Source organism: Propioniciclava soli, from assembly GCF_038502305.1.
Lineage (GTDB): Bacteria > Actinomycetota > Actinomycetes > Propionibacteriales > Propionibacteriaceae > Propioniciclava > Propioniciclava soli.
Genome location: NZ_CP115965.1, coordinates 351,592 through 374,415, shown reverse-complemented (window position 1 = coordinate 374,415; position 22,824 = coordinate 351,592). Strand labels below are relative to the sequence as shown.

Below are 22,824 nucleotides of genomic sequence, written 5' to 3'. Positions count from 1 at the left end.
CCGGATCACTTTGCCAGCGCCGCTCAGGGTGGGGGCTCAGGGGCGCACGAGCGTCTTGATGGCCCGGCGCTCGTCCATGGCGGCGTAGGCCTCGCCGATCTCGGCGAGCGGCAGTTCCAGGTCGAAGACGCGGCCCGGGTTGATCTGGCGGCTGAGCACGAGCTCGAGCAGGTGCGGCAGGTAGGCGCGCACGTGGGCGGGGCCACCCTTGAGGCCCTTGTTCTGCCAGAAGAGCTGGTCGACCGGCAGATCGCCGTGGGGCACCCCGAGCAGGCCGATGTCGCCGCCGACCCGGCAGGCGTCCACGGCGGTCAGGCGGGCGTCCTGTGTGCCGACGCACTCGATGACGCAGTCCGCGCCGATGCCGTCGGTGAGCTCCTTGATCTGGGCGATCGCCTCCTCGCCGCGCTCGGCGATGATGTGCGTGGCGCCGAACTCGGTGGCCACGGCCTGACGATCGGCGTGGCGGCTGAGCGCGATGACCTTCCCGGCGCCCATCGTCGCCGCGGAGAGCACGGCGCACAGCCCCACGGCCCCGTCGCCCACGACGACGACGTTCGCGCCGGGCTCCACGCGGGCGCTGACGGCGCCGTGCCAGCCGGTGCACATCACGTCGGAGAGGGCGAGCAGGCTCGGCACGAGGTCGTCGTCCACCGGCCCGGGCACCGTGAGCAGGGTGCCGTCGGCGTTCGGGATGCGGATCTTCTCGGCCTGGCAGCCGGCGTAGCCGCCGCCGTTGAGGCAGTTGCAGGTGGCGCCGGCCCGGCAGGCGGCGCAGGTGCCGCAGCTGTGGGTGAAGCCGCCGACGACGAAGTCGCCGGGCGCGACGGTGGTGACGTCGCCGCCGACCTCCTCGACGACGCCGACGTACTCGTGGCCGATCGGGGTGGGCTCGGTCACCTCGCTGATGCCGCGGTAGCGCCACAAATCGGAGCCGCAGACGCAGGCGGCGACGGTGCGGATCACGGCGTCGGTGGGGTGTTCGATGACGGGGTCGGTGCGCTCCTCGTGGCGGACGTCGCCGGGGGCGTGGATGACAGCTCCAAACATGCCTCCATTCCACACCCCGCCCGCCCGCGCGGGGAAGGCCCCGCCGATCGGGGTACTGGCAAACCCTCCCTCGCGGAGGCGTCGGCTCGTACGGTGAACGCATGGACACCAAGGCCGAGGTCAGCGACTTCCTGCGCACCCGCCGCGACCGGCTGACCCCCGAGCGGGCCGGACTGCCGCTGTGGGGCGGCAATCGGCGCGTCAGTGGGCTGCGGCGCGAGGAGGTCGCGATGCTCGCGGGCGTGAGTGTCGACTACTACACGCGGCTCGAGCGGGGGAACCTGGCCGGCGTCTCCGAGGGGGTTCTGACCGCGCTGGCCGATGCCCTGCAGCTCGACGAGGCCGAGCGCGCCCACCTCGCCGACCTGGCGGCCACGGCCAACGCGTCCGGCCGCACCCGGCCGGGCCCTGTACGCGCCGATCTGGGAGATGCGGCGTCCGAACGTGGCACGGTTCGTGTTTCTCGATCCGGCGGCGCCGGAGTTCTTCACCGACTGGGACGAGGTGGCCGACGCCTCCGCCGCGCTGCTGCGCACGCTCGGCGGCCAGTACCCCCACGACCGCGGCCTGCACGACTTGGTGGGCGAGCTCTCGACGCGCAGCGACGCGTTCGCGCAGCGGTGGGCGGCGCACAACGTCCGCCAGCACCGCACCGGCACCAAGCGGATCCACCACCCCGTCGTCGGGTCGCTGACGCTCAGCTACGAGGCCATGACCCTCACCGCCGACGAAGGGCTCACCCTCAACGCCTACATGGCCGAGCCGGGCACGGCGGACGCCCAAGCGCTCGGCCTGCTCGCCAGCTGGGTGGGCAACCAGGCGAGTGACCCGGTGGCGGCCGAGGCTGGCTAGCCTTGATGCGGGACGCCGCGTCCCTTCTCGACCGCACCACGCAGAAGGCTGACGATGGACATTCCCCCTCCCCCGGCGCACGCCTCCGAGCCGTCGCGGCTGGACGCGCCGGTGTGGACGACCCCGGCCGGTGAAATCCGCGGCTGGACCGATCGGGGTGTCGCCCGGGCCACCGGCATCCCGTACGCGAAGGCCGGCCGCCACGAGCGTCCCCGGCCGGTGACGACGCTGCGGCGTCCGTTCGAGGCGACGCGCTGGTCGCCGTCGTGCCCGCAGGTGCCGATCAAGCAACCCAGCGTCATCCTGCCGCCGACGCTGCAGCCGCAACCGGTGAGCGAGCACTGCCAGAACCTGTCGATCACCCTGCCGATCGACGCGTCGCCGTCGGACCGTCTGCCGGTGATGGTGTGGATCCACGGCGGCTCCTACACCACCGGGGCCGGCGACATCAGCATCTTCGACCCCTACCCGCTGGTCATGGAGCAGCGGGTGGTGGTGGTCTCGGTGACCTATCGGCTCGGCATGTTCGGCTACCTCGGCGCCGAGGCGTGGCGCCCGGCGAACCTGGGGCTGCTGGACCAGGTCGAGGCCTTGGCGTGGGTGCACCGCAACATCGCCTCGTTCGGCGGCGACCCCGGCAACGTGACGCTGTTCGGCCAGTCGGCGGGCGGGGATTCGGTCGCGCACCTGATGATCGCCGAGGGCACCCGCGGGCTGTTCCAGCGGGCCATCATCGCGAGCGCCCCGTTCGGCCTCACGCTGGAGCGGGCGGCGATGAGCGCGGCGATGGCTGAGGAGGCGTCCGGCATCGACGAGGACTCCTCGGCCGACGAGATCGTGGCCGCCCAGGCCCATGTCGAGGCCGCCGCCCGCCCCTTCGGCCTCCGGGCGGCGATGCCGTTCGGCGTCCAGTACGGGTTCGACCCGCTGCCCGCCGAGGGCGAGCGCGACGAGGCGTGGTCGGACGTGGCGCACGACGTCGACGTGCTGGTGGGCTGGACGGCGCGGGAGGTGGCCCTGTTCACCGACGAGGTGCCGGCGCTGCGCCGGGCCGGGACCGTGCCGGGCCTGGGGCGCGGCGTCCGGGAGGCGGCCGTCCGGTCGCTCACCGAGGTGGTGTACGGACGCGGTGCGCGGGCGTTCGGCCGCCGCCACCACCGCGCGGGCGGGCACGGCTACCAGTACGTGCTCGACTGGGGGCCGCCGCGCAACCCGTACCGGGCCGCCCACACGATCGACCTGCCGCTGCTCTTCGGCGACGAGGACGCCTGGCGCGGCTCGGCGATCCTCGCCGGCAGCACGTGGCGCGACGTGGATGTCGCCGGCCGCACCGTGCGCGGCATCTGGGGCGACCTCGCGCGCACCGGACGCCTCGCGCCGCGGCGTCGGCCCGGATTGATCACCGTGGCGGCGCTGGCGGCCTGAGGCGTCCGCTCACTCCTGCGGGCGCAGCGGGCCGTAGAACCAGGAGGCGGTGACCCCGCCGTCGACCAGGAAGTCGCTGCTGGAGATCCAGCGGCCCTGGGGCCCGAGCAGGAAGGCGCCGAGGTCGCCGATCTCGTCGGGGGTGCCGGCGCGGCCGGCCGGGGAGAGCTCGAGCATGCGCCGGTAACCCTCGCCGCGCGGCCCGGTGAGCTCGTCGCGGGCCAGCGGGGTGATGACGATGCCGGGGCTGATCGCGTTCACCGTGGCGCCCCTCTCGCCCCAGCGGACGGCCTCGCCCTTCACCCGGAGCGCGTTCGCGCGCTTGGAGAGCTGGTAGGCGTGCAGGGTGTCGGTGACGGCGTCCTCGGCGAGGAAGGGCAGGCCGAGCAGCTCGTCGGCGGGCGTGGTGGCGAGCAGACGATCCTGCTCCGGGGTGAGCGCGGGCAGGCGATGCCCCGACTGGGAGGCGATCACGACGCCCGAGCCGCCGGGCGCGATGACCTCGCCGAACTCCTCCAGGACGACGGCGGTGCCGTAGAGGTCGACGTGGAGCACCGCCGCGACCGGTGCCTGCGACGGTGACACCCCGGCGGCATGGATGACGGCCTTGACGGCGCCCGCCTCGGCGGCGCGGCGGGCCAGGGCGGCGACATCGTCGCGGGACGAGACGTCCACCGTCGCCGCCTCGGCGTCGAAGCCGTGGTTGAGGAACGTCTCGACGGCGGCGTCCGCATTCTCCTGGCGCAGGTCGGCCAGGATGATGCGGCGACCCGCTCCGACGCGGCGGGCGATGGCCTGGCCGATGAGCCCGGCTCCGATGACGACGACAACCTCGGTCATGAGGTGCTCCTTTCCGTTCCGACGTCCAGTCAACCGCCCCGGCGCCTCCCGTGGAAAGGGCCCCGTGGCACCGGTACCGGCAGTGCCCCCGTCCTCCTGAGCTTCACCGGCCCGCCCGCCGGGACCTCACAGGCCGGCGAGCCGCGCCAGCGCCGCGGCGAGCGCGCCGACGAGCACGACGACCAAGTAGGGCGCCCGCAGCCACAGCGCCACGGCGCCGGCCGCGAGGGCCGCCACGCGGGCGTCCACCACGAGCGACTGCCCGGAGACGACCGTGTTCGTGACCACAAGGGAGGCCAGCAGCCCGGCCGTCATGCCGGTGCTGACGGTGTGGACCCACGGCCGGTCGAGCCAGGTCTCGGGCAGCAGGTAGCCCGAGAGCTTGGTCAGCCAGGCGAGGGCGCAGGCGGCCAGGAGCCAGCCCCACAGATCGGTCACGGGTTCCTCCGGTGGTGGACGAGCGACAGCGCGGCCGAGACGAGCGCGGCCAGGATGATCGGGACGCCGGGCGGCACGAAGGGCACGGCGACGAGGGTCACGAAGGCGGCGGCCACCGCGGTGACGACGGGGTCGCGGTCGCGCAACCGGGGCCACAGCAGGCCGAGGAACGCGGCCACTGCGGCGCCGTCCAACCCCCAGACGGTCGGATCCCCGAGGGCCTCACCGGCGAGGGCCCCGACCAGCGTGAACAGGGTCCACAGCAGCCAGACGCCGACGCCGGCCGTCCAGAAGCCGCGGCGTTGCTCGTCGGGGTCGTCCTGGGCGACGGCGGTGGCCGTCGACTCGTCGATGGTCAGGTGCGCCTGCAGGGGCCGCACCCGTGGCGGTGGCCGCAGCAGCGCGTTGAGCTGCACCGCGTAGACAGCGTTGCGGACGCCCAACAGGGACGCGGCCGTGAATGCGGCCCCCAGGGTGCCACCACCGCCGAGCACGCCGATGAAGGCGAACTGGGAGCCGCCGGTGAACATCAGCGCGCTGAGCGCCACGGCCTGCCAGACATCCAGCCCGGCCGCCACGGCCAGCGCCCCGAACGACACCCCGTAGAGCCCGACCGCCACGGCGATGGACGCGCCCATCCGCACGGCGGGCGTCATCCGGACGCCCCACCGGGCGGGGGCGTCCGGACGCATTCCGGGGCTCGTGGGCGGGGTGGGCACGGGTGCAGGCTAACGGAGAAGTAGGCTGGGGGCCGCCCCCGTCCGGCACGAGCCCGAACCCCGATCCGACCCCCGAGGAGCGCGATGCACCAGCCCCGCCGCCTGGCCGCGATCGGCCTCGCCCTGACCCTCGCGGGGTTGACCGCTTGCTCGACCGACGCGGTGGTGGCGACCGGCGATCGGCCCCACCGCCCCGAGGCGCCGGTGACGCGCACCGTCGACCCCGAGACCGACCCGGCCGCGCTGTCGATCGCGCTGGAGTCGCTGCCCGGCTATGAGCCCCCCACCGATCTCGGCGACGGCCGCTGGGAGCGGCCAATGGCCGACGGCTCGGGCGTGGTGACGTGGGAGGTGCTGGACGGCGACGGCGCGGTGATTCCCGACTACGCGCCGGACGAGGAGATCGCATTCGGCGACCCTGCGACATACGCGCAGCTGCCGGGCGTCCTCACCTTCCGCGGCAACCCGTGGCGCACCGGTGGGGCGTACGGGACGCCGGCCGTCACCGAGCACACGCTCGAGCCGGTGTGGGAGCAGCAGATCGGGTCGATCCGCGGCGAGGGGTCCTACTGGCCCGGCGCCGGTTGGACCGGCCAGCCCCTGCTCGTCCAGTGGCCCCGGGAGACCAAGGTGGCCATGGGGTTGGCGCAGCAGTTCGTCGACGACGACGCGTTCGTCGAGGTGATCTACCCGGTGTTCGAGGGCAAGATCTACCGCTTCGATCTCGCGACGGGCGAGCCGACGCGTCCGCCCATCGAGGTGGGCTGGGGATTCAAGGGCACGGCGTCGGTCGACCCGCGCGGCTACCCCCTGCTCTACGCCGGCCAGGGCCTGAACGACACCAACGGCACCATCGGCCCGTGGCGCTGGCGCGTGTTCGACCTGATCCGCAACGAGGAGGTGTGGCACCTCTCCGGGCTCGACCCCGCGGCGCCGCGGGCGGATTGGGGCGCGTTCGACTCCTCCGCCCTCGTCAATGCCGAAACCGACACCGTCATCGCTCCGGCCGAGAACGGCCTCATCTACAAGGTCAAGCTGAACTCCGCCTACGATCCGGCGGCCGGCACGGTGTCGGTCGACCCCGAGGTGACGCGGCTGCGCTACGCGGCCAGCACGAGCGACAAGTTCGGCATCGAGAACTCCGCGGTCGCCTACCGCAACCTCATGTTCGCCGCCGACAACGACGGCAACGTCTTCTGCTGGGACGCCACGACGCTCGAGATCGTCTGGATGGTCAACGCCGGCGACGACACCGACGCGTCCCTGGTGCTCGACGAGGAGGCCGACGGCCGCGTCTTCGTCTACACCGGCAACGAGGTCGACCGGCGCGGCTCCGAGGGCGGCGAGCACATCACGAACATCCGCAAGCTCGACGCCCTGACCGGCGAGCAGGTGTGGCAGTACGACATCCCCACCTACTTCCAGGCCATCAACGGCGGCCTCATGGGGTCCCCCATGATGGGCAGCGGCCCGACCGCCGACCTGGTGTTCTTCAACATCGCCCGGACGACCGCGCCGCGCGAGGGCACGATGGTGGCCCTCGACAAGGCGTCCGGGGAGGTCGTGTGGCGACGCCACCTCTCGAACTACTCGTGGAGCTCGCCCGTGCTGGTGACCGCGGAGGACGGCCAGCAGTACGGCGTCCTGCCCGATTCGGGCGGGGTGCTGCACCTCTTCGACCCGCAGACGGGGGAGGACGTCGCGACCCTCGACGTCGCCGACGGCAACAACATCGAGTCCACCCCCAGCGTCTTCGGCGACACGATGGTGTTCGCCGGCTACGACGCGAAGATCCACGCCGTCCGCATCCGCTGACACCGGTCGCCGTCAGCTCCGTCGACCGCTGACCGTTGACCCGACGGGCTCAGCTCCGCCAGGTGCGCCACAGGTGGGCGTACTCGCCGTCGGCGGCCAACAGGTCGTCGTGGGAGCCGAGCTCGGCGATCCGGCCGTCGATGACCACCGCGATGCGGTCGGCGTCGTGCGCGGTGTGCAGGCGGTGCGCGATGGCGACGACCGTGCGGTCGCTGAGCAGGGCAGCCATGGAGCCCTCGAGGTGACGGGCGGTGCGCGGGTCGATGAGCGAGGTCGCCTCGTCCAGCACGAGCGTGTGCGGGTCGGCCAGCACCAGCCGGGCCAGGGCCACCTGCTGGGCCTGCGCCGGCGTCAGCCCCGTCCGGCCCTGCCCGAGGCGGGTGTCGAGCCCGTCGGGCAGGCGGTCGGTCCAGCCCTGGGCATCCACCGCGGCGAGCGCGGCGCGGACGTCGGCGTCGGTGGCCGCGCCCTCGCGGGCGAGCACGATGTTGTCGCGCAGCGTGCCGACGAACACGTGGTGCTCCTGCGACACCAGGCACACCTCGCCGCGCAACACGGGTAGCGGCAGGTCCATGACGTCGACGCCGCCGACCGTCACCGCGCCCGTCCGCGGCCGGTTGATGCCGGCGAGGAGGCGTCCGAGCGTCGACTTGCCCGAGCCGGAGGGCCCGACGATCGCCAACCGCTCCCCCGGGCGCAGCGCCACGTCGACGCCGTGCAGCACGTCGTGGCCCTCGCGGTAGGCGAACCGCAGGTCGCGGCCCACGAGATCGGACGCCGCGGGCGTGACCTCCCCGGGCGTGCGGTCGTCCGGCACCTCGGCGACACCGAGCAGACGCGAGGTGGCCGCGATGCCCACCTGGAGGTGGTCCAGCACCTGGATGAGGCGGTCCATCGGTGAGACGAGCTGCTGCAGGTAGATGGCCGCCGTGGTGATCTGGCCCACGGTGACCAAGCCCTCGCTGTAGCCCCACGTGCCGAGGAGCACCACGAACACCAGCGGCACCTGGAAGGCGAAGTCGAGCCAGATGAAGAGCAGGTTCCGCAGGCTCATCGTGTAACGCTCGGCCTGGGACGACTCGGCGATGTCGTCGTCCAGCCGCTGCTGGCGGTGGGCGGCGAGGCGCAGCGCCTCGACGGTCCGCGCCCCCTCCACCGTCTCGGTGACGGTCGCGTTGATGCGCGAGTAGGTCGCCGACTCGGTGATGTAGCCCGCGATGGCCCGCTTCAGGTAGGAACGCACGGAGAAGAACAGCATCACTGCGCTCAGGACCAAGGGCAGCGTCAGCAGCGGCGAGTTCAGCAGCAGCGCGACCACGGTGAGGGCGACCATCGTGGCCGACGTCATGAGGTTGGGCAGCGACCAACGCACCGCGTTGCTCATCTTGTTGACGTCGGACGTGATGCGGGTGATCAGGTCGCCGCTCGAGGCCGCCTCGACCTTGCCCAGCGGCAGGCGCAGCACCGTCTCGACGACATGCTCGCGCGCGGCCGCCAGGAGGTCGTACCCCACCACCGCCGACGCCCGCCGGGCCGCGAACGTGAGCACCCCGTGCGCCAGCACGACGCCGAGGACGAACAGCAGCACCGTGTCGGTCTCGCGGAGCGTGGCGCCGCCGCCGGTCGCGTCGTCGACGAGATCGCCCAGCAGACGCGGGATCACCAGCGCGGCCACGGCGGCCAGCGCGTTGAACACGATCATGGCCGTCACGCCCAGCCGGCGGGTGCCCAGCAGGGATCCGATAAAGCCGAGGGCGCTGCGCATGCGTGCCACCGGCAACCCGCGCTCGGGGTTGCGTGAGGCGGCGAACACGGCGCGCGCATGGTCTTGCCGCTCGCGGTGCCGTGCGACCCACCGGTCGAGGCGGTGCCGGGGTGGCAGGGTGCGGTCCACGTGCAGGGACGCGGGGATGCGCGCGGCCTCCGGCTCCTGCCGCCAGGTCGCGGCGGACCCGGGCAGCAGCTCGTCGGCGGCGCCGACCACTGCGGTGCGGTCAGTCATCGTCACCCTCCTCCCCACGGGCCACGATGCGGCGGTAGTCGTCGCGCTGCCAGAGGTCGGTGTGCGTGCCGCGGGCCACCTCGCGGCCGTCCACGAGCAGGGCCACCTCGTCGACGGCGTGGAGCACCAGCGGCGACACCGTCGTGACGACCGTGGTGCGGCCCTGCCGGTGCGCGGCGAGCCGGGGCGCGATGCGGGCCTCGGTGTGGGCGTCCACGGCCGAGGTCGGCTCGACGAGGCAGAGCACGTCGGCGTCCGCCACCAGCGCGCGGGCGAGGACGACCCGTTGCCGCTGGCCGCCGGACAGGCCGCGGCCGCGCTCGTCGATCCGGCCCTGCCACCCGCCGGGGAGGGCCTCGAAGACGTCCTCGGCGCAGGCGGCGACGAGCGCCGCCTCGGCCTCGGCGCGCGTGTGGGTGCCCCACGGGTCGACGGCTTCCTGCAGGGTGCCGGCGAACAGCATCGAAGAGGTGTCGGACACGAGGATGCGTTCGCGGAGACTCGCGAAGTCGGCGTCGGCGAGGTCGAGGCCGTCCGCCGTGACCCCCCAGGCCTGGGCCGCACGCTCGGCGTCCGCCCGGGCGATCTCGTCGCGACGGGTGGCGCGCGCGGCCAGTGCGCGCCGGCGGGCGCGTCCGGTGAGTTCGTCGACGTCCTCTTCTTCTTCGGACGGCGCGCCGGCCGGCAGGTAGCGGCCGAGCCGATCGACCAGGGCGGCGGCGGCGTCCGGATCGGCGGAGACGACACCGAGGAACCGACCCGGCTCGACGACGACGCCGGACGCCGCGTCGCGCAGCGTCGGGTGGGCGGAGACCGGCCTCCCGGTGGGGCGCCACGGCGACGGCTGGGCGAACAAGGTGGCGGACTTGGCGGCGGCGACGCGGCCGGCGATCCACTTCTGGGCGAAGTCGAAGAACGTCTGGAGGGGGAACAGCATGTAGAGGGCGTAGCCGACGAAGCTGATCAGCTGGCCGACGGTGAGGCGTCCGGCCGCGAGCTCGTGCGTGCCGAGCCAGACGAGCAGCACGAGGAGTGCCCCGGAGAGCAGCACCGAGATGGCCTCGACCACGCCTTGCCACGTGGCGACCGCCGCGCCGAGGAACCGCACGCGCTGGCTCTGGGTGCGGTAGTTGGCGCCGAAGGTGGCCTCGCCGCCGATGCCGCGCAGGATGCGGAGGCCGGCGACGATGTCGGTGGCCTGGCTGGTGAGTTCGGCGTTCTGGGTGCGCTCGGCGCGCTGGGCCCGGCTGAGCGGGCGCAGCACGGGGAGGGACGCCGCGAGCATCAGCGGCGAGACGAGCAGAACGACCGTTGCCAGCAGCGGCGACGTGGTGAACATGAGGGCACACACCAACCCGAACGCGACCAGCGAGCCGATCAGCCGGGCCAGCACCTCGAGGGTGGCGCCGAAGGTGTCGGAGTCCGAGGAGCTGACCGACAGCACCTCCCCGGTCGGCACGCGGCGTCCGAGAACGTGCCCGAGCCGCCCCGCCGTCCGACCGACCCGCTTCTGGGTGGCGTAGAGCGCGATGAGCCAGCTGCGGACGACCATCGTGTGCTGCAGGATGCCGCCGGCCGCCCCGATGAGGATCGCGAGCAACAGCAGGCCCGCCCACCCGAGCGTGGCCCACATGTCGCGGTCGATGACGCCGGTGTCGATGGCCCGGCCCAGCAACCACGGCGACACCACGCTCGGCACCTGCCACGCGACGAGCAGCGCCGACGTCCACGCGAGCACCCCAGCCTGCTCGGCGGCCATCTGGCCGAGGAAGCGGCTGGGGTTCGCAGTGGGAGGAGAATCCGAGGCGTCCACCTCGGGCGGGAAGTCACGCATGGCCGACCCACGCTATCCCGGCGCCGGAACCGGGTCAATCAGGGTGACGTGCGCGCACCGGGTTGCCGGGGCGGGGGCGGCGGGGCGACTGCAGGTGGCGTCCGAGGGCGGCTGGGCGGCCGGCGTCCGAGGGTGGCGTCAGAGGGCGTCGTACTCCTCGTCGCTGACCGGCTCGAGCCACTCGTTGGAGGCGTCGTCCTTCGGCACCATGACGGCGAGGTGGGAGAACCAGCTGCCCGCCGCGGCGCCGTGCCAGTGCTTCACCTCGGCCGGAACGGTCACGACCGTGCCGGGCTGGAGCTCCTGCGCCGGCTCGCCCTCGGCCTGGTACCAGCCCGTTCCCGCGGTGCAGATGAGCACCTGCTGGGCACCGTGGTGGATGTGCCAGTTGTTGCGGCACCCGGGTTCGAACGTCACGTTGTTGACGTTGGCGTCACCGCTGGCCAAGGGGGCCAGGTAGCTCTGACCGGAGAAGTACTGTGCGTAGGCGTCGTTGGGCTCGCCGGTGGGGAACATCTGCTCGAACTCAGTCATGCCTCCATTCAACGGCCTGATCCCGGGCCGCGCCAGACCCTGTCAGCACCCCCCTCCCCCGGGGTGTCCGCCTCCCTGCCGTCGCGGGCGCCTCCCTGCCCTCGGCGTCGCCGCCCTGTTCGAAACCAACCACCCTGCCGTTGCACCCTGCGTGTCAGCCTGTTGTGGGACAGCGGGGTGGTGGAGAGGATTGATGATGGATAACGATGATGTTCCGTTCCGGCCGTCTCGTTCGAGCAAGTTCACCCCGCAGCAGCGTTGGGCGTTGTTGTTGGAGTATGACCAGTGTCTGGAACGAGGGAGTCGGGTGGCGTTTTGTCGGCGAATCGGGGTGTCGTCGTACACGATGAACTCGTGGGTGCAGCAGCGGGCGGCTGGGTTGATCACGGAGCCTGACCCGGCTCGTTCGCGTGGGGATCGGAGGGGCGTGTTGACGTATGAGGAGCGGCAGGAGCTGGAACGGCTCCGCCGGCAGAATGAACGCCTCAAGGTGGAGTTGGAGCAGTCCAGAGCGGCTGCTGACATCTTGGGAAAAGCTGCCGCGTTCTTGGAGGGGTTGGCCAAGAACGCGGATCAGAACCAGACCCAACCGGAGCCTCCACCGGTGCCGGGCCGGCCGGCGTGGCTGGCCGATTCCGATACCTCGAGTTTGCCCTCGATACCGCCACGTCCCTCGAAGGGGTTGGGGTGAGCGTGGTCCAGGCATGTCGCTGGCTCGGGGTGTCGCGGTCCACGCTGTATCGGTATCGCAACCCGAACCCGGCTGGTGGGGTGGTGGTGCCGCACGCGGAGCGGAACTATCCCCAGCGGCTCGCCCCTGCCGAGACTGAAGCTGTCGTGGCTAGGTTGAACGCTGAGGACGTGGCCGACATGTCGATCAGGGAAGGGTTCTACCATCTGCTCGATCGCGGGGAGTACCTGTGCTCGCTGGCCACGATGCACCGGATCATGCGGCGAGCCGGGCAGTCCACCGATCGTCGTCGACAACGGACCCGGACCGGTGTCAGGGGCCGGCGTCATGCGCCACGCCTGCACGCGACCGCGCCCCGGCAGGTGTGGTGTTGGGACATCACCAACGTGCAGGGCCCGGGACGGATCTGGTTCAAGCTGTATGTCGCGATCGATCTGTACTCCCGCTACGTGGTCGCGCACCGGGTCGAACACCACGAACGGCCCGACCTGGCCAAAGACATGTTCCAAAAGGCGTTCACCGACCAACACTGCGTTCCTGCGGTCATCCACGCCGACAACGGCTCCCCGATGCGTGCCGGCACCCTCACCGACATGTTCAGGTTGTTGCACATCACCACGTCCCACTCCCGGCCCCGAGTGTCCAACGACAACCCGTTCGCTGAAGCCGTCTTCAAAACCGTGAAGTACGACCTCGCCTACCCCGGCCGGTTCGACACCATCGACCAGGCCCAAGCCTGGTTCACCGCCTTCTTCGACCACTACAACAACCACCATCACCACGCAGGCCTGGCCGGTCACACCCCCGCCCGCGTCCATGACGGCACCTGGCCCACCACCCACGACCTGTGGACCACCACCAAAACCGCTTACGCCGCCAAACACCCCACCCGCCACCCCAAACCCCCGAAAACCCCCACACCCCCAGACCACGTCTGGATCAACCAACCCCCAACCCAACTGTCCCAAACAGCTTGATTCATTCCGTGCAACAGCAGGGGGGAGCAACACGGACAGGGCGGCGCCCACAACAGCAGGGACGCCGGCGCACTCGAGACCGGAGTGTGCGTGTCGGCGCCCTCCGAGTCACTTCTCGAGCCACTTGGCGCACCCGAACCCCACGTGGCGCAGCGCGGCTCACGTGGAGGGCCTTGCACGGGCCGCCACGTGAGCTCCCCCGCGCCACGTGTCAAGGACGTGCGCCACGTGAACGTGAAATGCGCCAGGTGAACGTCGCGAGCGGGCGGACGTGGGGATACTGGGCCGATGCGTCTTTACCTCTCCTCCTACCAACTCGGTGACCACCCCGAGCGCCTCACCGGGCTGGTGCGTGGGGACGGACGCGGAGCGGTGATCATGAACGCGCTGGACGGACACGACGAGGACCGGCGTCGCCGGGACCTCTCCGCGCAGGTGGCCGCGCTGCGCTCGCTCGGCCTCGACGCCGTCGATCTGGACCTGCGGGTGACCCGGAGTGACGAGCTCGCCGCGCGGCTTGCCGGGGTCGACTTCGTGTGGGTGCGTGGCGGCAACGTGTTCACGCTGCGCATGGCGATGGCCCGCTCGGGCGCCGACGAGGCGCTCGTCCACGCGCTGGCAGACGACCGGCTCGTCTACGCCGGTTTCAGCGCCGGGCCCTGCGTGCTGGCGCCGTCGCTACGAGGCCTGGAGAAGTGCGACCCCGTCAGCGACTGCGAGCGTGCCTACAGCGAGGTGCGCTTCGACGGGCTGGGGATCCTCGATCGGCCCGTCGTGCCCCATCTCGACACGCCCACCCATCCCGAATCGGTGGTGCTGGGCGAGGTCGCCTCCGCCTACGCGCGCGCCGGCCAGCCGTTCTGGGGGTTGCGCGACGGGCAGGCTCTGGTCATGGACGGTGACGTGACGGAACTCGTGTGACCCGCGCCCCCCTGCCGTCGGCGTCGCCGCCCTGTTCGAAACCAACCCCCCTGCCGTTGCAACAGCAGGGGGGAGCAACACGGACAGGGCGGCATCCACAACGGCAGGGACGTGACGCCAACGGCAGGGCCGCGACGGCAACGGCAGGGACGCCGGCGCACTCGAGTCCGGAGTGTGCGTGTCGGCGCCCTCCGAGTCACTTCTCGAGCCACCTGGCGCAGCGCAACTCACGTGGCGCAGCGCGGCTCACGTGGAGGGCCTTGCACGGGCCGCCACGTGAGCTCCCCCGCGCCACGTGCCAGGGAACTGCGCCACGTGATCGTGCGACGCGCCCCGGTGGAGCGCGGGACAGCGTCAGCTCGCGCCGACCTCGATCGTGATGGCGAGGTCACCGGCACCCCAGCCTTCGCGGGAGATTCGGACGCCGCCGGCGCGGTACCGCCGCTCCACCGGAGCGATCCCGTCCGCCGGGAACACCACGCGGCCGTTCACCTCCACCCGGCGGACGCCGCAGCCGGGCTCGCCCACCCGGTAGAGGACGCGGGCGACTCGATCCCCCAGGGGCACGGTGGCCAGCAGCCCGTCCAGCGCCGCGGGCAGCACCGGATCCAGCTCCACACCGTCGGCCACCACCCGCACCCCGAGGAATCCCTCGGTCACCAGCCGGAGCACCAGCCCCGAGCCCGACGAGTACACCCGCCAGCCCCCCGCGAAACCGAACGTCGGGTCGAACAACCGCTCGGCCTCGTCCTGGGCCGCGTAGCGATCCGGGAACAGGGCGTCCACCGACGAGTGGTAGCAGTTCGACTGCATCGGCACCGCCCCGGGGACCGCCGCCCGCAACCCCTCCGGCAGCACCAGCTGCAGCGCGGCCCAGGCCCGTTCGGCGAGGCCGAGGCGCAACAGCGCCTCCACCCAGCGGATGTGCGCGTGCATGTACATCAGCCCGATCTCGCGGCCCCAGAACGACGCCGCCTCGGCGCGCAGGAACGTGTGGGTCTCGCCGCCGTGGTACTCCACCGGCCGGTCGAACAGGTAGATGCCGGTGGGCCCGTCGAGGTGTTCGTCGATCACGGCCAGGTGGGCCGAGGCCTCCTCGGGCGTCAACAACTCGTCGGCCAGCGCATGGATCATCTGCAGCGACCCGTGCCGCAGCCCGGTCCGGGTGTCCGCGGGGTGCACCAGCGGCTCCAGACCGTCGTCGCTCACCACCGCGTATCCACACAGCTCGCCGTCCACGACGAGCCGCTCGCGCAGCGCGTCGGCCGTGGCGGACGCCTGCACCGTCGCCTGCTCCACCGCAGGGTCGGACGCCCGCCCTGCGGCCCGCAGCCCGTCGGCCAGGGCGCGCAGTGCCTTGATCTCCAGCGTGGCGGTCCACGCCGACACCAGCGAGCGCGCCAACGCCGGGCTGGCCGGCTGCAGCGCGTCGTTCCAGTCGCCGTGCCCGTAGGCCGGCAGCCGCGGATCGGCGGAGCGTTCGCCCGCGAGGTGGCCCAGCGCCGCCTCGACGTGCGCGCGCACGCTGGACGCCGGCCGCAGCGCGTCGTCGGCCACCCAGCCGACCTCCTCGTCCAGGATCCCGCCGTCGCCGGTCGCCATCAGGTACTCCCCCAGCGCGAGCAGCGGCCAGTACACGACGTCGCCGTGGCTCTCCCGGTACCCCGGCCCGGCATGCTCGGGCAGGTACTGGAACCACTGCGGCCAGTCGCCGTCGTCCTGCTGCGCCGCGAACGTGGCGAGCAGCACGGCGCGCTGCACGTCCCACCGGCCGGTCGCCACGAACAGACCGACCGGGCCCTGGCACACGTCGCGCGTGCCCCACGCCCCGCCGGTGAACTGCTCCAGCCCACGCGGTGCCTGGTAGTGCACCAGCGCGTTGTCCGTGAACCAGGGGAGCATGCGATTCAACCGCTGGGCGCCGGCGTCGTCGGACGCCAGCGTGACGGTCGGCCACGCCGCACCGGTCTCCGCGGGGGCGTCCCGGTGGTCCGCTTCATCGTCGAACGCCACGGTGTGGGTGAGCGCGGTGGCCCTCTCCTCGGTGCGGATCACGTCGCCGCCACTCGCCCGGGCGAAGAGCCGCAGGTCGAGCGGGTCGCCCTCCGCCACCTCGATCGACACCGTCAACCCCGCCAGGCCCAGCTCCGAGCGCACCACCAGCAGCCGGCCGCCCCAGCGGTACCACCAGGTGCACCGCTCGTCCTCCACCGCCCACGCGCTGGGGACGCCCAACAGCCGCCAGTCGTCGCCGTCGCGCACGAAGATCCGGACGCCCTCGGCCTGGGTCAGCCCAAGGTAGCTGCGGCGCACCGACACCAGCGGCGCGGCGCACGCGTGCCCCACCGTCACCTGCGCGGCGAAGGTGCCCGCCATCCAGGCGGTGGAGGCGACCGTGAGGTCGGTGGGCATCGGGCCGGCCGCGACGCGCTGCACGTGCCCGTGCGGCCGCAGCACGGCGTGCTCCTTGGTTCCCCGCACCACGTGGCGGCGGCCCGACAGCGCCGCCCAGGGCCGGCCATTGGCGTCCGCCTCGAGCTCGGCACCCCCGGTCCAGGCCGCGAACTCCCCATCCGGCACGTCCTCGCCGTGCGCGAAGGTCACGGGGCTGAACAGCGTGGTCCCCACGGGTTCCTCGCCAGTGTCGAGGGGGTCGAGGGGGTCCGGCGTGTCGAGGGTGTCGAGGGCGTGGGGCGCGTCCCGTTCGTCCGTCCCCGCTCCCCCAGCCTCGGGCTCCGCCTCCCGCGGTGGCACAAACAGGGAGTCCACCAGCGCGGCGCGCACGGCGGGCAGGTCGGCGTCGGAGGAGCGCTCGGGATGGTCGGCCACCGCGAGGCCGCCGAAGCAGAGCGTCGTCGCCTCCCCCGGCGCCAGCGTGACCGGCTCGGTCTGCAGGCCGAGCAGCGTGTGCTCGTGCTGGAGCCGCTCGGCCGGCAGGTCGCGCGTGAGGTCGAGCCCGGTACCCGGCACGGCCCCCCGCAACTGGAGCGCATCGGTGCACCACCCCACCACGGGCACCGATGCCACCACCGCGAGCCAGGGGTGGACGGCGCCCGGCATGTTCTGTCGGACGGCCAGCGCGAACCCCTCGGCGTCGGTCAGCGGCGTGACGTCGAGGTACTGAGCCACGTAGTTCTCGCTGCGCTGCAGGGCGTCCAGCTCGGTGAGGGCGGCATCCACGGTCCACACGGCGTCCACCACGACGGGGTCGGCACCCCTGTTGACCAGGCCCACCACCCACCCGAACACCCCCGGGGCGGGCTGCCGCCAGGTCAGCGTCCAGGCCACGCCGCCGTGGTCGCCGGCCAGCATCACACCGTCGTCGCTGCGCCGGATCCGCCCCCCGCACGCCGGCCCGGTCAGCGGCAGCGGATCGGTGCCATCGTCGCGCCGCACCCGCAACCACACCTGGTGGGGGCCGGCCTCGTGCTCGCTGGCCGGGTACTGCACGAGGCTCAGGTCGTCGGCCGTGAGGGACGCCAGCGCCCCGGCCGGCGTGAACGACGCCCTGATCGTCGGAGCCCCGGTGGTCGGGGAGGGAATTTCGGGCAGCATGGCGGTCACCTCGTGGGGAGTCGGAGCCCGTGCCCGGCACGGAAGAGCGCGTGGGGGGTGTCGCCGGGGACGTCCTCGGCCGACGCCCGGACCTCGTCCATCGACGACGGGAGGTCGATCGGCAGGCGGCCCTCCGGCGGCACCCGCCCGGTGACGGCATCGAGCCAGGCGGCGTCGGAGACGCCGAACGTCACGGTCAGGGAGTCCGCCACGGCGAGCAGCGGGGTGCAGACCGCCGGGCGGTCGGCGGACACGTCCACCACGAGGGGGCAGTGGGCGGCGATCCGGCCGAGCCGGTGGGCCAGGCCGGGCGGGAAGTCGAGGCTCCCCGCGCGGAACCACTGCTCCAGGAACAGGTCGGACCGCGGCTCGAACGGCGCCCGGAGCCGGACGAGGGCGACGTCGGCGTCCTCGGGTCGCTCGACGACCGTGACGTGCCCGGCCGCCGCCGCGGCGTCCAACCCCTCGCAGTACGCCCGCACCCCGGCGCGCAGCGGCAGCGCGTCGCCCACGGCGGCCAGCACCACCGAGCGCGCCTGGGTCCGCAGCCCCATGGCCACGGCGTCCGGGGCCCCGACGAGGCTCGGGGCCGCGTCGACGTCGACGAACGGGTCGTCGAACAGGCCGAGCGCGAACTTCACCCGCAGCAACCGCCGGGCGGACGCCTCCAGGCGCTCGCGCGTGACGCGTCCCTCGGCCAGCAGGGCGAGCAACAGGTCGGTGCACTCCTCACCGCCGAACTGGTCGATGCCGGCGTCCAGCAGGCGCAGCATGCGCTCGGCGGGGTCGAGGTGCTCGACGCCCCAGGCGCGGGCGGGCAGCACCTGATCGCCCACGTGGTTGTCGTTGACGAGCTCCCAGTCGCTCAGGATGACGCCGTCGTACCCCAGCTGCTCGCGCAGCAACCCGGTGAGGATCTGCCGGTTGTAGCCGAAGCCGACCTCCTCGATCGCCTCGTCGTCGATGCTCAGCCCGACCGGACGCCCGTAGTACGGCATGATCGCCGCCGTCCCCGCCGCGATGGCGGCGCGGAAGGGCTCGAGGTGATCGACGAACCGGCCGCCGGGGTACACCTGGTCGCGGCCGTAGGGGAAGTGGGCGTCCTCACCGCCGGCCTGCGGGCCGCCGCCGGGGAAGTGCTTGGTGGTCGCGCTGACCGAGTCGGGCCCCAGTGCGTCCCCCTGCAGTCCCCGGACGGCTGCGCGGGTGAAGGCGGTGGCACGGCCGGAGTCCTGGCCGAACGTCTCGCGCTGCCGGCCCCAGCGCGGCTCGGTCGCCACGTCCGCCGTCGGGTGCAGGGCGGCGCGGATGCCGACCGCGACGTACTCGCGCCGGACGACGTCGTTGTAGGCGCCGATGAGCTCGAGGTCGTCCAGCGCCGCCAGCCCCATCGGGTCGGGCCACTGGGAGAAGAACACCGACGCCCACGACGTGCCCGCGTTCTGGGCCGCCGCGTGCCGGGGGTCGGTGGAGATGGTCACCGGAATCGAGTGGGGCTGCTCGCAGGCCAGCTCCTGCAGCCGGTTGCTCCACGCCGCCGCCGTGCGCGCGTCGGCCAGCGCGTGCACGTTGAAGTGGTTCATCGCCTTGCCCACGACGACGTCGCGGGTGGCCGACTTGGCGATGCGTCCGGGGCCCTCCAGCAGGGAGCCATCAGGCCCGCACTCGATGACGGTGTGGAACAGGAGGCCGACCAGTTCCTCAGCGCTGAGGCGCGGCAGGAGGTCGTCCACCCGCTCCTCGATGCCAAGCGACGGATCCTCGAAGGGATCCATGCGCCCGTTGTGGTTCAGGTCACGCCAGGCGGGCGTGGCGGTTCCGGTCGGCCTCGCGCTCACCTCAGGCCTCCGCGCTGAACGACTCGAGGCCGATCACGGGGCGCAGCGCCTGCTCCACCTCGGTGGTGGCGAACCAGCGCCGCATGCCGTCGGGCCGGATCACGTTGCCCAGGGCCCCCATGATCATCGACTGGTCGAGCGACAGGTGCCGGTGGGCCACCTGGCCGCTGCGCACGGCGACGGCATCGTGGAAGCCGCCGGGGCCGTAGGCGTCGAAGTTCGCCTCCAACCGCGTGAGGTTGTCGATGGCGGCGTCCCGCTCGTACATCATGGCAAGGAAGGCGGCATGGGGCGTCACCACCCCGTCGCCGTACGCCGTGGGCGGGTTGCGCCAGTCGTAGTTGGTGCGCTCCTGGTCGGAGAAGTAGCCGTCCGGGTTCAGGCCGAGGGCGTCGACGCCGTACTCGCGGTACCCGCCGGCGGGGTTCGAGCACGGCGAGAAGCCCCAGTAGCCGTAGCGGGCGTCGTCCAGACCGTGCTCGCGCTGGGCCCGCACGTGCAGCGGATGGTTCTGGCCCCAGCTGTTCGGCGCCCAGGCCGCCTCGGGCACGAACAGATCCGGCATGAGCTCCTCGAACATCGAGCCGCCCCAACCGGGCACCACGTGCATGCCGCGGTAGGTGTAGGCCCCCTCGTAGACGGGGATGCCCACGTACTCCTCCCGCTGCCCGACCGGGGGCATCTCCTGCCAGTCCCAGTCCGGCGGGAAGGTGCGGAAGGTGGCGAAGTAGGCCTCGGGCGGGATCTGGCCCCGGATGATGCCGAGGTAGTTCACCATGCGCGCCTCGGAGATCGCCGTGTCGTAGTGGTGGCCCACGTGGTACCACAGATCGGGACCCTCACCGGTCGTCGGCGGCAGCAGGCCGGCGTCCGAGCGGCCGGGATCCTCCACCCAGAAACCGCCATAGTTGGCACCGCCGGGCCGCCACCAGCCCCGGTCGTAGAAGATGTCCCACCGCATGGCGTCGTACAGGCGCAGCGCCGCCTTGCGGTTCGACGAATCGGCCTGGGCGACCAGGTAGAGCGCCGCCCCGAGCCACCCCATGTCCACGCTGGAGACGAAGGGGTGCACCGCGTTGCCGTCGTCGGGCCAGACGCGCAGGACGTCGCCGGTCGCCTCGTCGTACCAGTTGAAGAACATGCCGCTGGGCTCGTGCTTCTCCATCCGATCCAGCGTCGCGAGCGTGCGCGCGATCCGCCGACGACACTCACCGGGGTTGATGATGCGCAGGTCGCGGGCCACGACGCAGCTCCACAGGTACCCGCCGATGTTGGTCGGCGAGGTGTAGCCGCTGCGCGTCGTCAGGTCGGCGTCGATGTTGTCGGCCACCAACCCGGTGCTCTCGTCGGCCATGGCGGCGATCGAGGTCCAGGTGTCGGACGCCCACCGCATCAGCTGGGCGTCGTGGCGGCCCGGACGGCCACGGCCCCCGGGGTTGGCGGACGCCGGCGTCGCGCCGAGCGCCATGGCTGCGCCCGCGCCGGCGGCGGCGCCGAGCAGGGTGCGGCGGGTGAGGTGTGCACTCATGTCTGTCTCCTTTGATGTGACTGCGTGCGAAAGGACTGCATCACTTGATGCCGGTGCTGGCGATGCCCTCGATGAAGAAGCGCTGGAAGAAGAGGAACACCAGCAGGATCGGCAGGACCACGACGCACGCACCCGCGAGGAGCAGGCCGTAGTCCGTCTGGTTCTGCCCCGTCGACACCAACGCCAGCGCGACGGGCAGGGTGTAGGTGCGCTCGGTGGCGGCGACCACCAACGGCCACAGGAAGTTGTTCCAGGACGCGAGGAACGTGAGGATCCCCAGGGTCGCCATGGCCGGGCCGGCCAGGGGCAGGAAGATCCGCAAGAAGATCCCGAGCTCGCTCGCCCCGTCGATGCGGCCGGCCTCCAGCAGGTCGCGCGGCAGGCCGAGGAAGAACTGCCGCATGAGGAAGACGCCGAACGGCCCCACCAGGAACGGCAGGATCAGCGCGGCCAGGGTGTCGGCCAGGCCGAGGTTCACCACGAGCACGAACTGGGGGATGAACACGACCAGGCCCGGAATCATCAGGGTGCCCATCACGGCGCCGAAGATGATCTTCTTTCCCGGGAAATTGAGGTGGGCCAGGGCGTAGCCGAGCATTGAGCAGAACAGCAGGTTGCCCGCCGTCACGCACACCGCCACGAAGGTGGAGTTGAAGAAGTAGCGGCCGAACGACAGCCGGTCGAACAGGCGGGTGAAATTGTCGAGCGAGGGATTCTCGGGCAGCCACGTGGGCGGCACCTGGAGGAGTTCCGCCTGGGACTTGAGGCTGCCGAGAACCATCCAGATGAAGGGCGTCATGACGATCAGCAACAAGATCGTCAGCACGACGTAGAGCCAGGCTCGGGCACGGGTGCGCTGCATCATGACTCCCGGGTGATGCGGAACTGGATGATCGTCACGACCACGATCACGAGGAACGTGAGGTACGCCATCGCGCCGGCCAGGCCGTAGTTGCCGAAGCCGAACTGCTGGTAGGTGTACATGGACGCCGACAGCGTCGAGTTGAGCGGGCCGCCCTGGGTCATCACGAACGGCTCCTCGAAGAACTGCAGATAGCCGATCGTGGTGGTGACCATGACGAACAACAAGGTGGGCCGCAGGATCGGCAGGGTCACGTTGAGGAAGCGGCGCCACGGGGACGCCCCGTCCAGCATCGCCGCCTCGTGCAGCGACCACGGCACCGCCTGCAGGCCGGCCAGGAAGATGATCATGCTGGTGCCGAAGTTGCGCCACACCGCCATGACGATGAGGGACAGCAGCGACGTGCGGGTGTCGCCGAGCCAGTTCGGCCCGTCGAGGCCCACCCAGGCCAGCACGTTGTTGACCAGCCCGCGATCGGGTTCGAGCAGGAACCGCCACACGACGGCGACGGCGACGATGCTCGTGACGACCGGGGTGTAGAAGCCCATGCGGAACACGCTGCGGAAGCGGGTGATGCCCTTGTCGAGCGCCACGGCGGCGGCCAGACCGGCGGCCATGGTGAGGGGGACGCCGACCACCACGAAGATCGCGGTGTTGAGCGCGGCCCGGCGAAACACCGGGTCGCTGAGCGCCTGGGCGTAGTTGTCGAAGGCGACGAAGTTCACCGCGAAGGGCGTCCTGATGTCGGTGATCCGGGTGTCGGTGAAGCTCATGAACATCGACTGGAGCACCGGCCACACGGTGAAGACCGCGAAGAGCAGCAGGAACGGTGTCGCGAGCAGGAGGCCCGCCCGGGCCTCGCTCGCGTTCCGCCGGGTGACGGAACGCGAGCGAGGCTTGCGCGGGGCCCCCGCGGCTGCGGGAGCGGAGGCGGCCATTCCGA

The 22,824-nt window shown here is 72.1% G+C and carries 17 protein-coding genes and 1 pseudogene; 6 read left to right on the top strand and 12 right to left on the bottom strand.

Going from position 1 to position 22,824, the window contains the following annotated elements:
* Positions 1–36: 36 nt before the first annotated feature.
* Complete coding sequence (locus PCC79_RS01620; RefSeq protein WP_232548810.1) at positions 37–1,050, bottom strand: zinc-binding dehydrogenase; 1,014 nt, start codon at positions 1,048–1,050, stop codon at positions 37–39.
* A gap of 101 nt (positions 1,051–1,151) precedes the next feature.
* On the opposite strand from PCC79_RS01620, the pseudogene PCC79_RS01615 reads away from it, so the two are divergent.
* From PCC79_RS01615 to PCC79_RS01605, 3 genes and pseudogenes are all read left to right on the top strand, one after another.
* Positions 1,152–1,349 (top strand): annotated as a pseudogene (locus tag PCC79_RS01615) (helix-turn-helix domain-containing protein); the annotation flags it as partial.
* A 130-nt stretch (positions 1,350–1,479) separates the two neighbouring features.
* Complete coding sequence (locus PCC79_RS01610; protein WP_342372802.1) at positions 1,480–1,902, top strand: hypothetical protein; 423 nt, start codon at positions 1,480–1,482, stop codon at positions 1,900–1,902.
* 54 nt (positions 1,903–1,956) lie between these two features.
* Positions 1,957–3,327: a carboxylesterase family protein gene (locus tag PCC79_RS01605; RefSeq protein WP_342372801.1), complete on the top strand. Its 1,371-nt coding sequence runs from the start codon at positions 1,957–1,959 to the stop codon at positions 3,325–3,327.
* Between the two features lie 9 nt (positions 3,328–3,336).
* On the opposite strand, the gene PCC79_RS01600 is transcribed toward PCC79_RS01605, so the two are convergent.
* From PCC79_RS01600 to PCC79_RS01590, 3 genes are all read right to left on the bottom strand, one after another.
* Complete coding sequence (locus tag PCC79_RS01600) at positions 3,337–4,167, bottom strand: SDR family oxidoreductase (protein WP_342372800.1); 831 nt, start codon at positions 4,165–4,167, stop codon at positions 3,337–3,339.
* 126 nt (positions 4,168–4,293) lie between these two features.
* Positions 4,294–4,605, bottom strand: coding sequence for an AzlD domain-containing protein (locus tag PCC79_RS01595; RefSeq protein ID WP_342372799.1), 312 nt, complete (start codon positions 4,603–4,605; stop codon positions 4,294–4,296).
* Positions 4,602–5,324 (bottom strand): AzlC family ABC transporter permease, encoded by a 723-nt coding sequence (locus PCC79_RS01590; protein ID WP_342372798.1) that lies wholly within the window; start codon positions 5,322–5,324, stop codon positions 4,602–4,604. Before PCC79_RS01590 ends, PCC79_RS01595 begins: the two co-directional genes overlap by 4 nt.
* Before the next feature lie 84 nt (positions 5,325–5,408).
* Between PCC79_RS01590 and PCC79_RS01585 the strand changes: the two genes are divergently transcribed.
* Complete coding sequence (locus PCC79_RS01585) at positions 5,409–7,139, top strand: PQQ-binding-like beta-propeller repeat protein (protein WP_342372797.1); 1,731 nt, start codon at positions 5,409–5,411, stop codon at positions 7,137–7,139.
* A gap of 49 nt (positions 7,140–7,188) precedes the next feature.
* Here PCC79_RS01585 and PCC79_RS01580 read toward each other — a convergent pair whose 3' ends face one another.
* From PCC79_RS01580 to PCC79_RS01570, 3 genes are all read right to left on the bottom strand, one after another.
* Entirely contained in the window at positions 7,189–9,141 is a 1,953-nt protein-coding gene (locus tag PCC79_RS01580; protein ID WP_232548803.1) for an ABC transporter ATP-binding protein, read from the bottom strand.
* Positions 9,134–10,975: an ABC transporter ATP-binding protein gene (locus PCC79_RS01575; protein WP_342372796.1), complete on the bottom strand. Its 1,842-nt coding sequence runs from the start codon at positions 10,973–10,975 to the stop codon at positions 9,134–9,136. The genes PCC79_RS01580 and PCC79_RS01575 overlap by 8 nt, the downstream gene beginning before the upstream one ends.
* Positions 10,976–11,113: 138 nt before the next feature.
* Positions 11,114–11,509: a cupin domain-containing protein gene (locus tag PCC79_RS01570; protein WP_232548801.1), complete on the bottom strand. Its 396-nt coding sequence runs from the start codon at positions 11,507–11,509 to the stop codon at positions 11,114–11,116.
* A gap of 687 nt (positions 11,510–12,196) precedes the next feature.
* Here PCC79_RS01570 and PCC79_RS01565 point away from each other — a divergent pair.
* Together PCC79_RS01565 and PCC79_RS01560 are read left to right on the top strand one after the other, a co-directional pair.
* Positions 12,197–13,177, top strand: a complete 981-nt coding sequence (locus tag PCC79_RS01565) for an IS3 family transposase (RefSeq protein WP_342371676.1) — start codon at positions 12,197–12,199, stop codon at positions 13,175–13,177.
* Positions 13,178–13,465: 288 nt separating this feature from the next.
* Positions 13,466–14,098, top strand: a complete 633-nt coding sequence (locus PCC79_RS01560; RefSeq protein ID WP_342372795.1) for a Type 1 glutamine amidotransferase-like domain-containing protein — start codon at positions 13,466–13,468, stop codon at positions 14,096–14,098.
* Positions 14,099–14,452: 354 nt separating this feature from the next.
* Here PCC79_RS01560 and PCC79_RS01555 read toward each other — a convergent pair whose 3' ends face one another.
* From PCC79_RS01555 to PCC79_RS01535, 5 genes are all read right to left on the bottom strand, one after another.
* Positions 14,453–17,653: a hypothetical protein gene (locus PCC79_RS01555; RefSeq protein ID WP_342372794.1), complete on the bottom strand. Its 3,201-nt coding sequence runs from the start codon at positions 17,651–17,653 to the stop codon at positions 14,453–14,455.
* A 5-nt stretch (positions 17,654–17,658) separates the two neighbouring features.
* Entirely contained in the window at positions 17,659–19,428 is a 1,770-nt protein-coding gene (locus PCC79_RS01550) for a glycoside hydrolase family 3 protein (RefSeq protein WP_342372793.1), read from the bottom strand.
* A 64-nt stretch (positions 19,429–19,492) separates the two neighbouring features.
* Positions 19,493–21,019, bottom strand: coding sequence for a glucoamylase family protein (locus PCC79_RS01545; RefSeq protein ID WP_342372792.1), 1,527 nt, complete (start codon positions 21,017–21,019; stop codon positions 19,493–19,495).
* A 40-nt stretch (positions 21,020–21,059) separates the two neighbouring features.
* Positions 21,060–21,881 (bottom strand): carbohydrate ABC transporter permease, encoded by an 822-nt coding sequence (locus PCC79_RS01540; RefSeq protein ID WP_342372791.1) that lies wholly within the window; start codon positions 21,879–21,881, stop codon positions 21,060–21,062.
* Positions 21,881–22,819: a carbohydrate ABC transporter permease gene (locus tag PCC79_RS01535; protein ID WP_232548795.1), complete on the bottom strand. Its 939-nt coding sequence runs from the start codon at positions 22,817–22,819 to the stop codon at positions 21,881–21,883. Before PCC79_RS01535 ends, PCC79_RS01540 begins: the two co-directional genes overlap by 1 nt.
* Positions 22,820–22,824 lie beyond the last annotated feature (5 nt).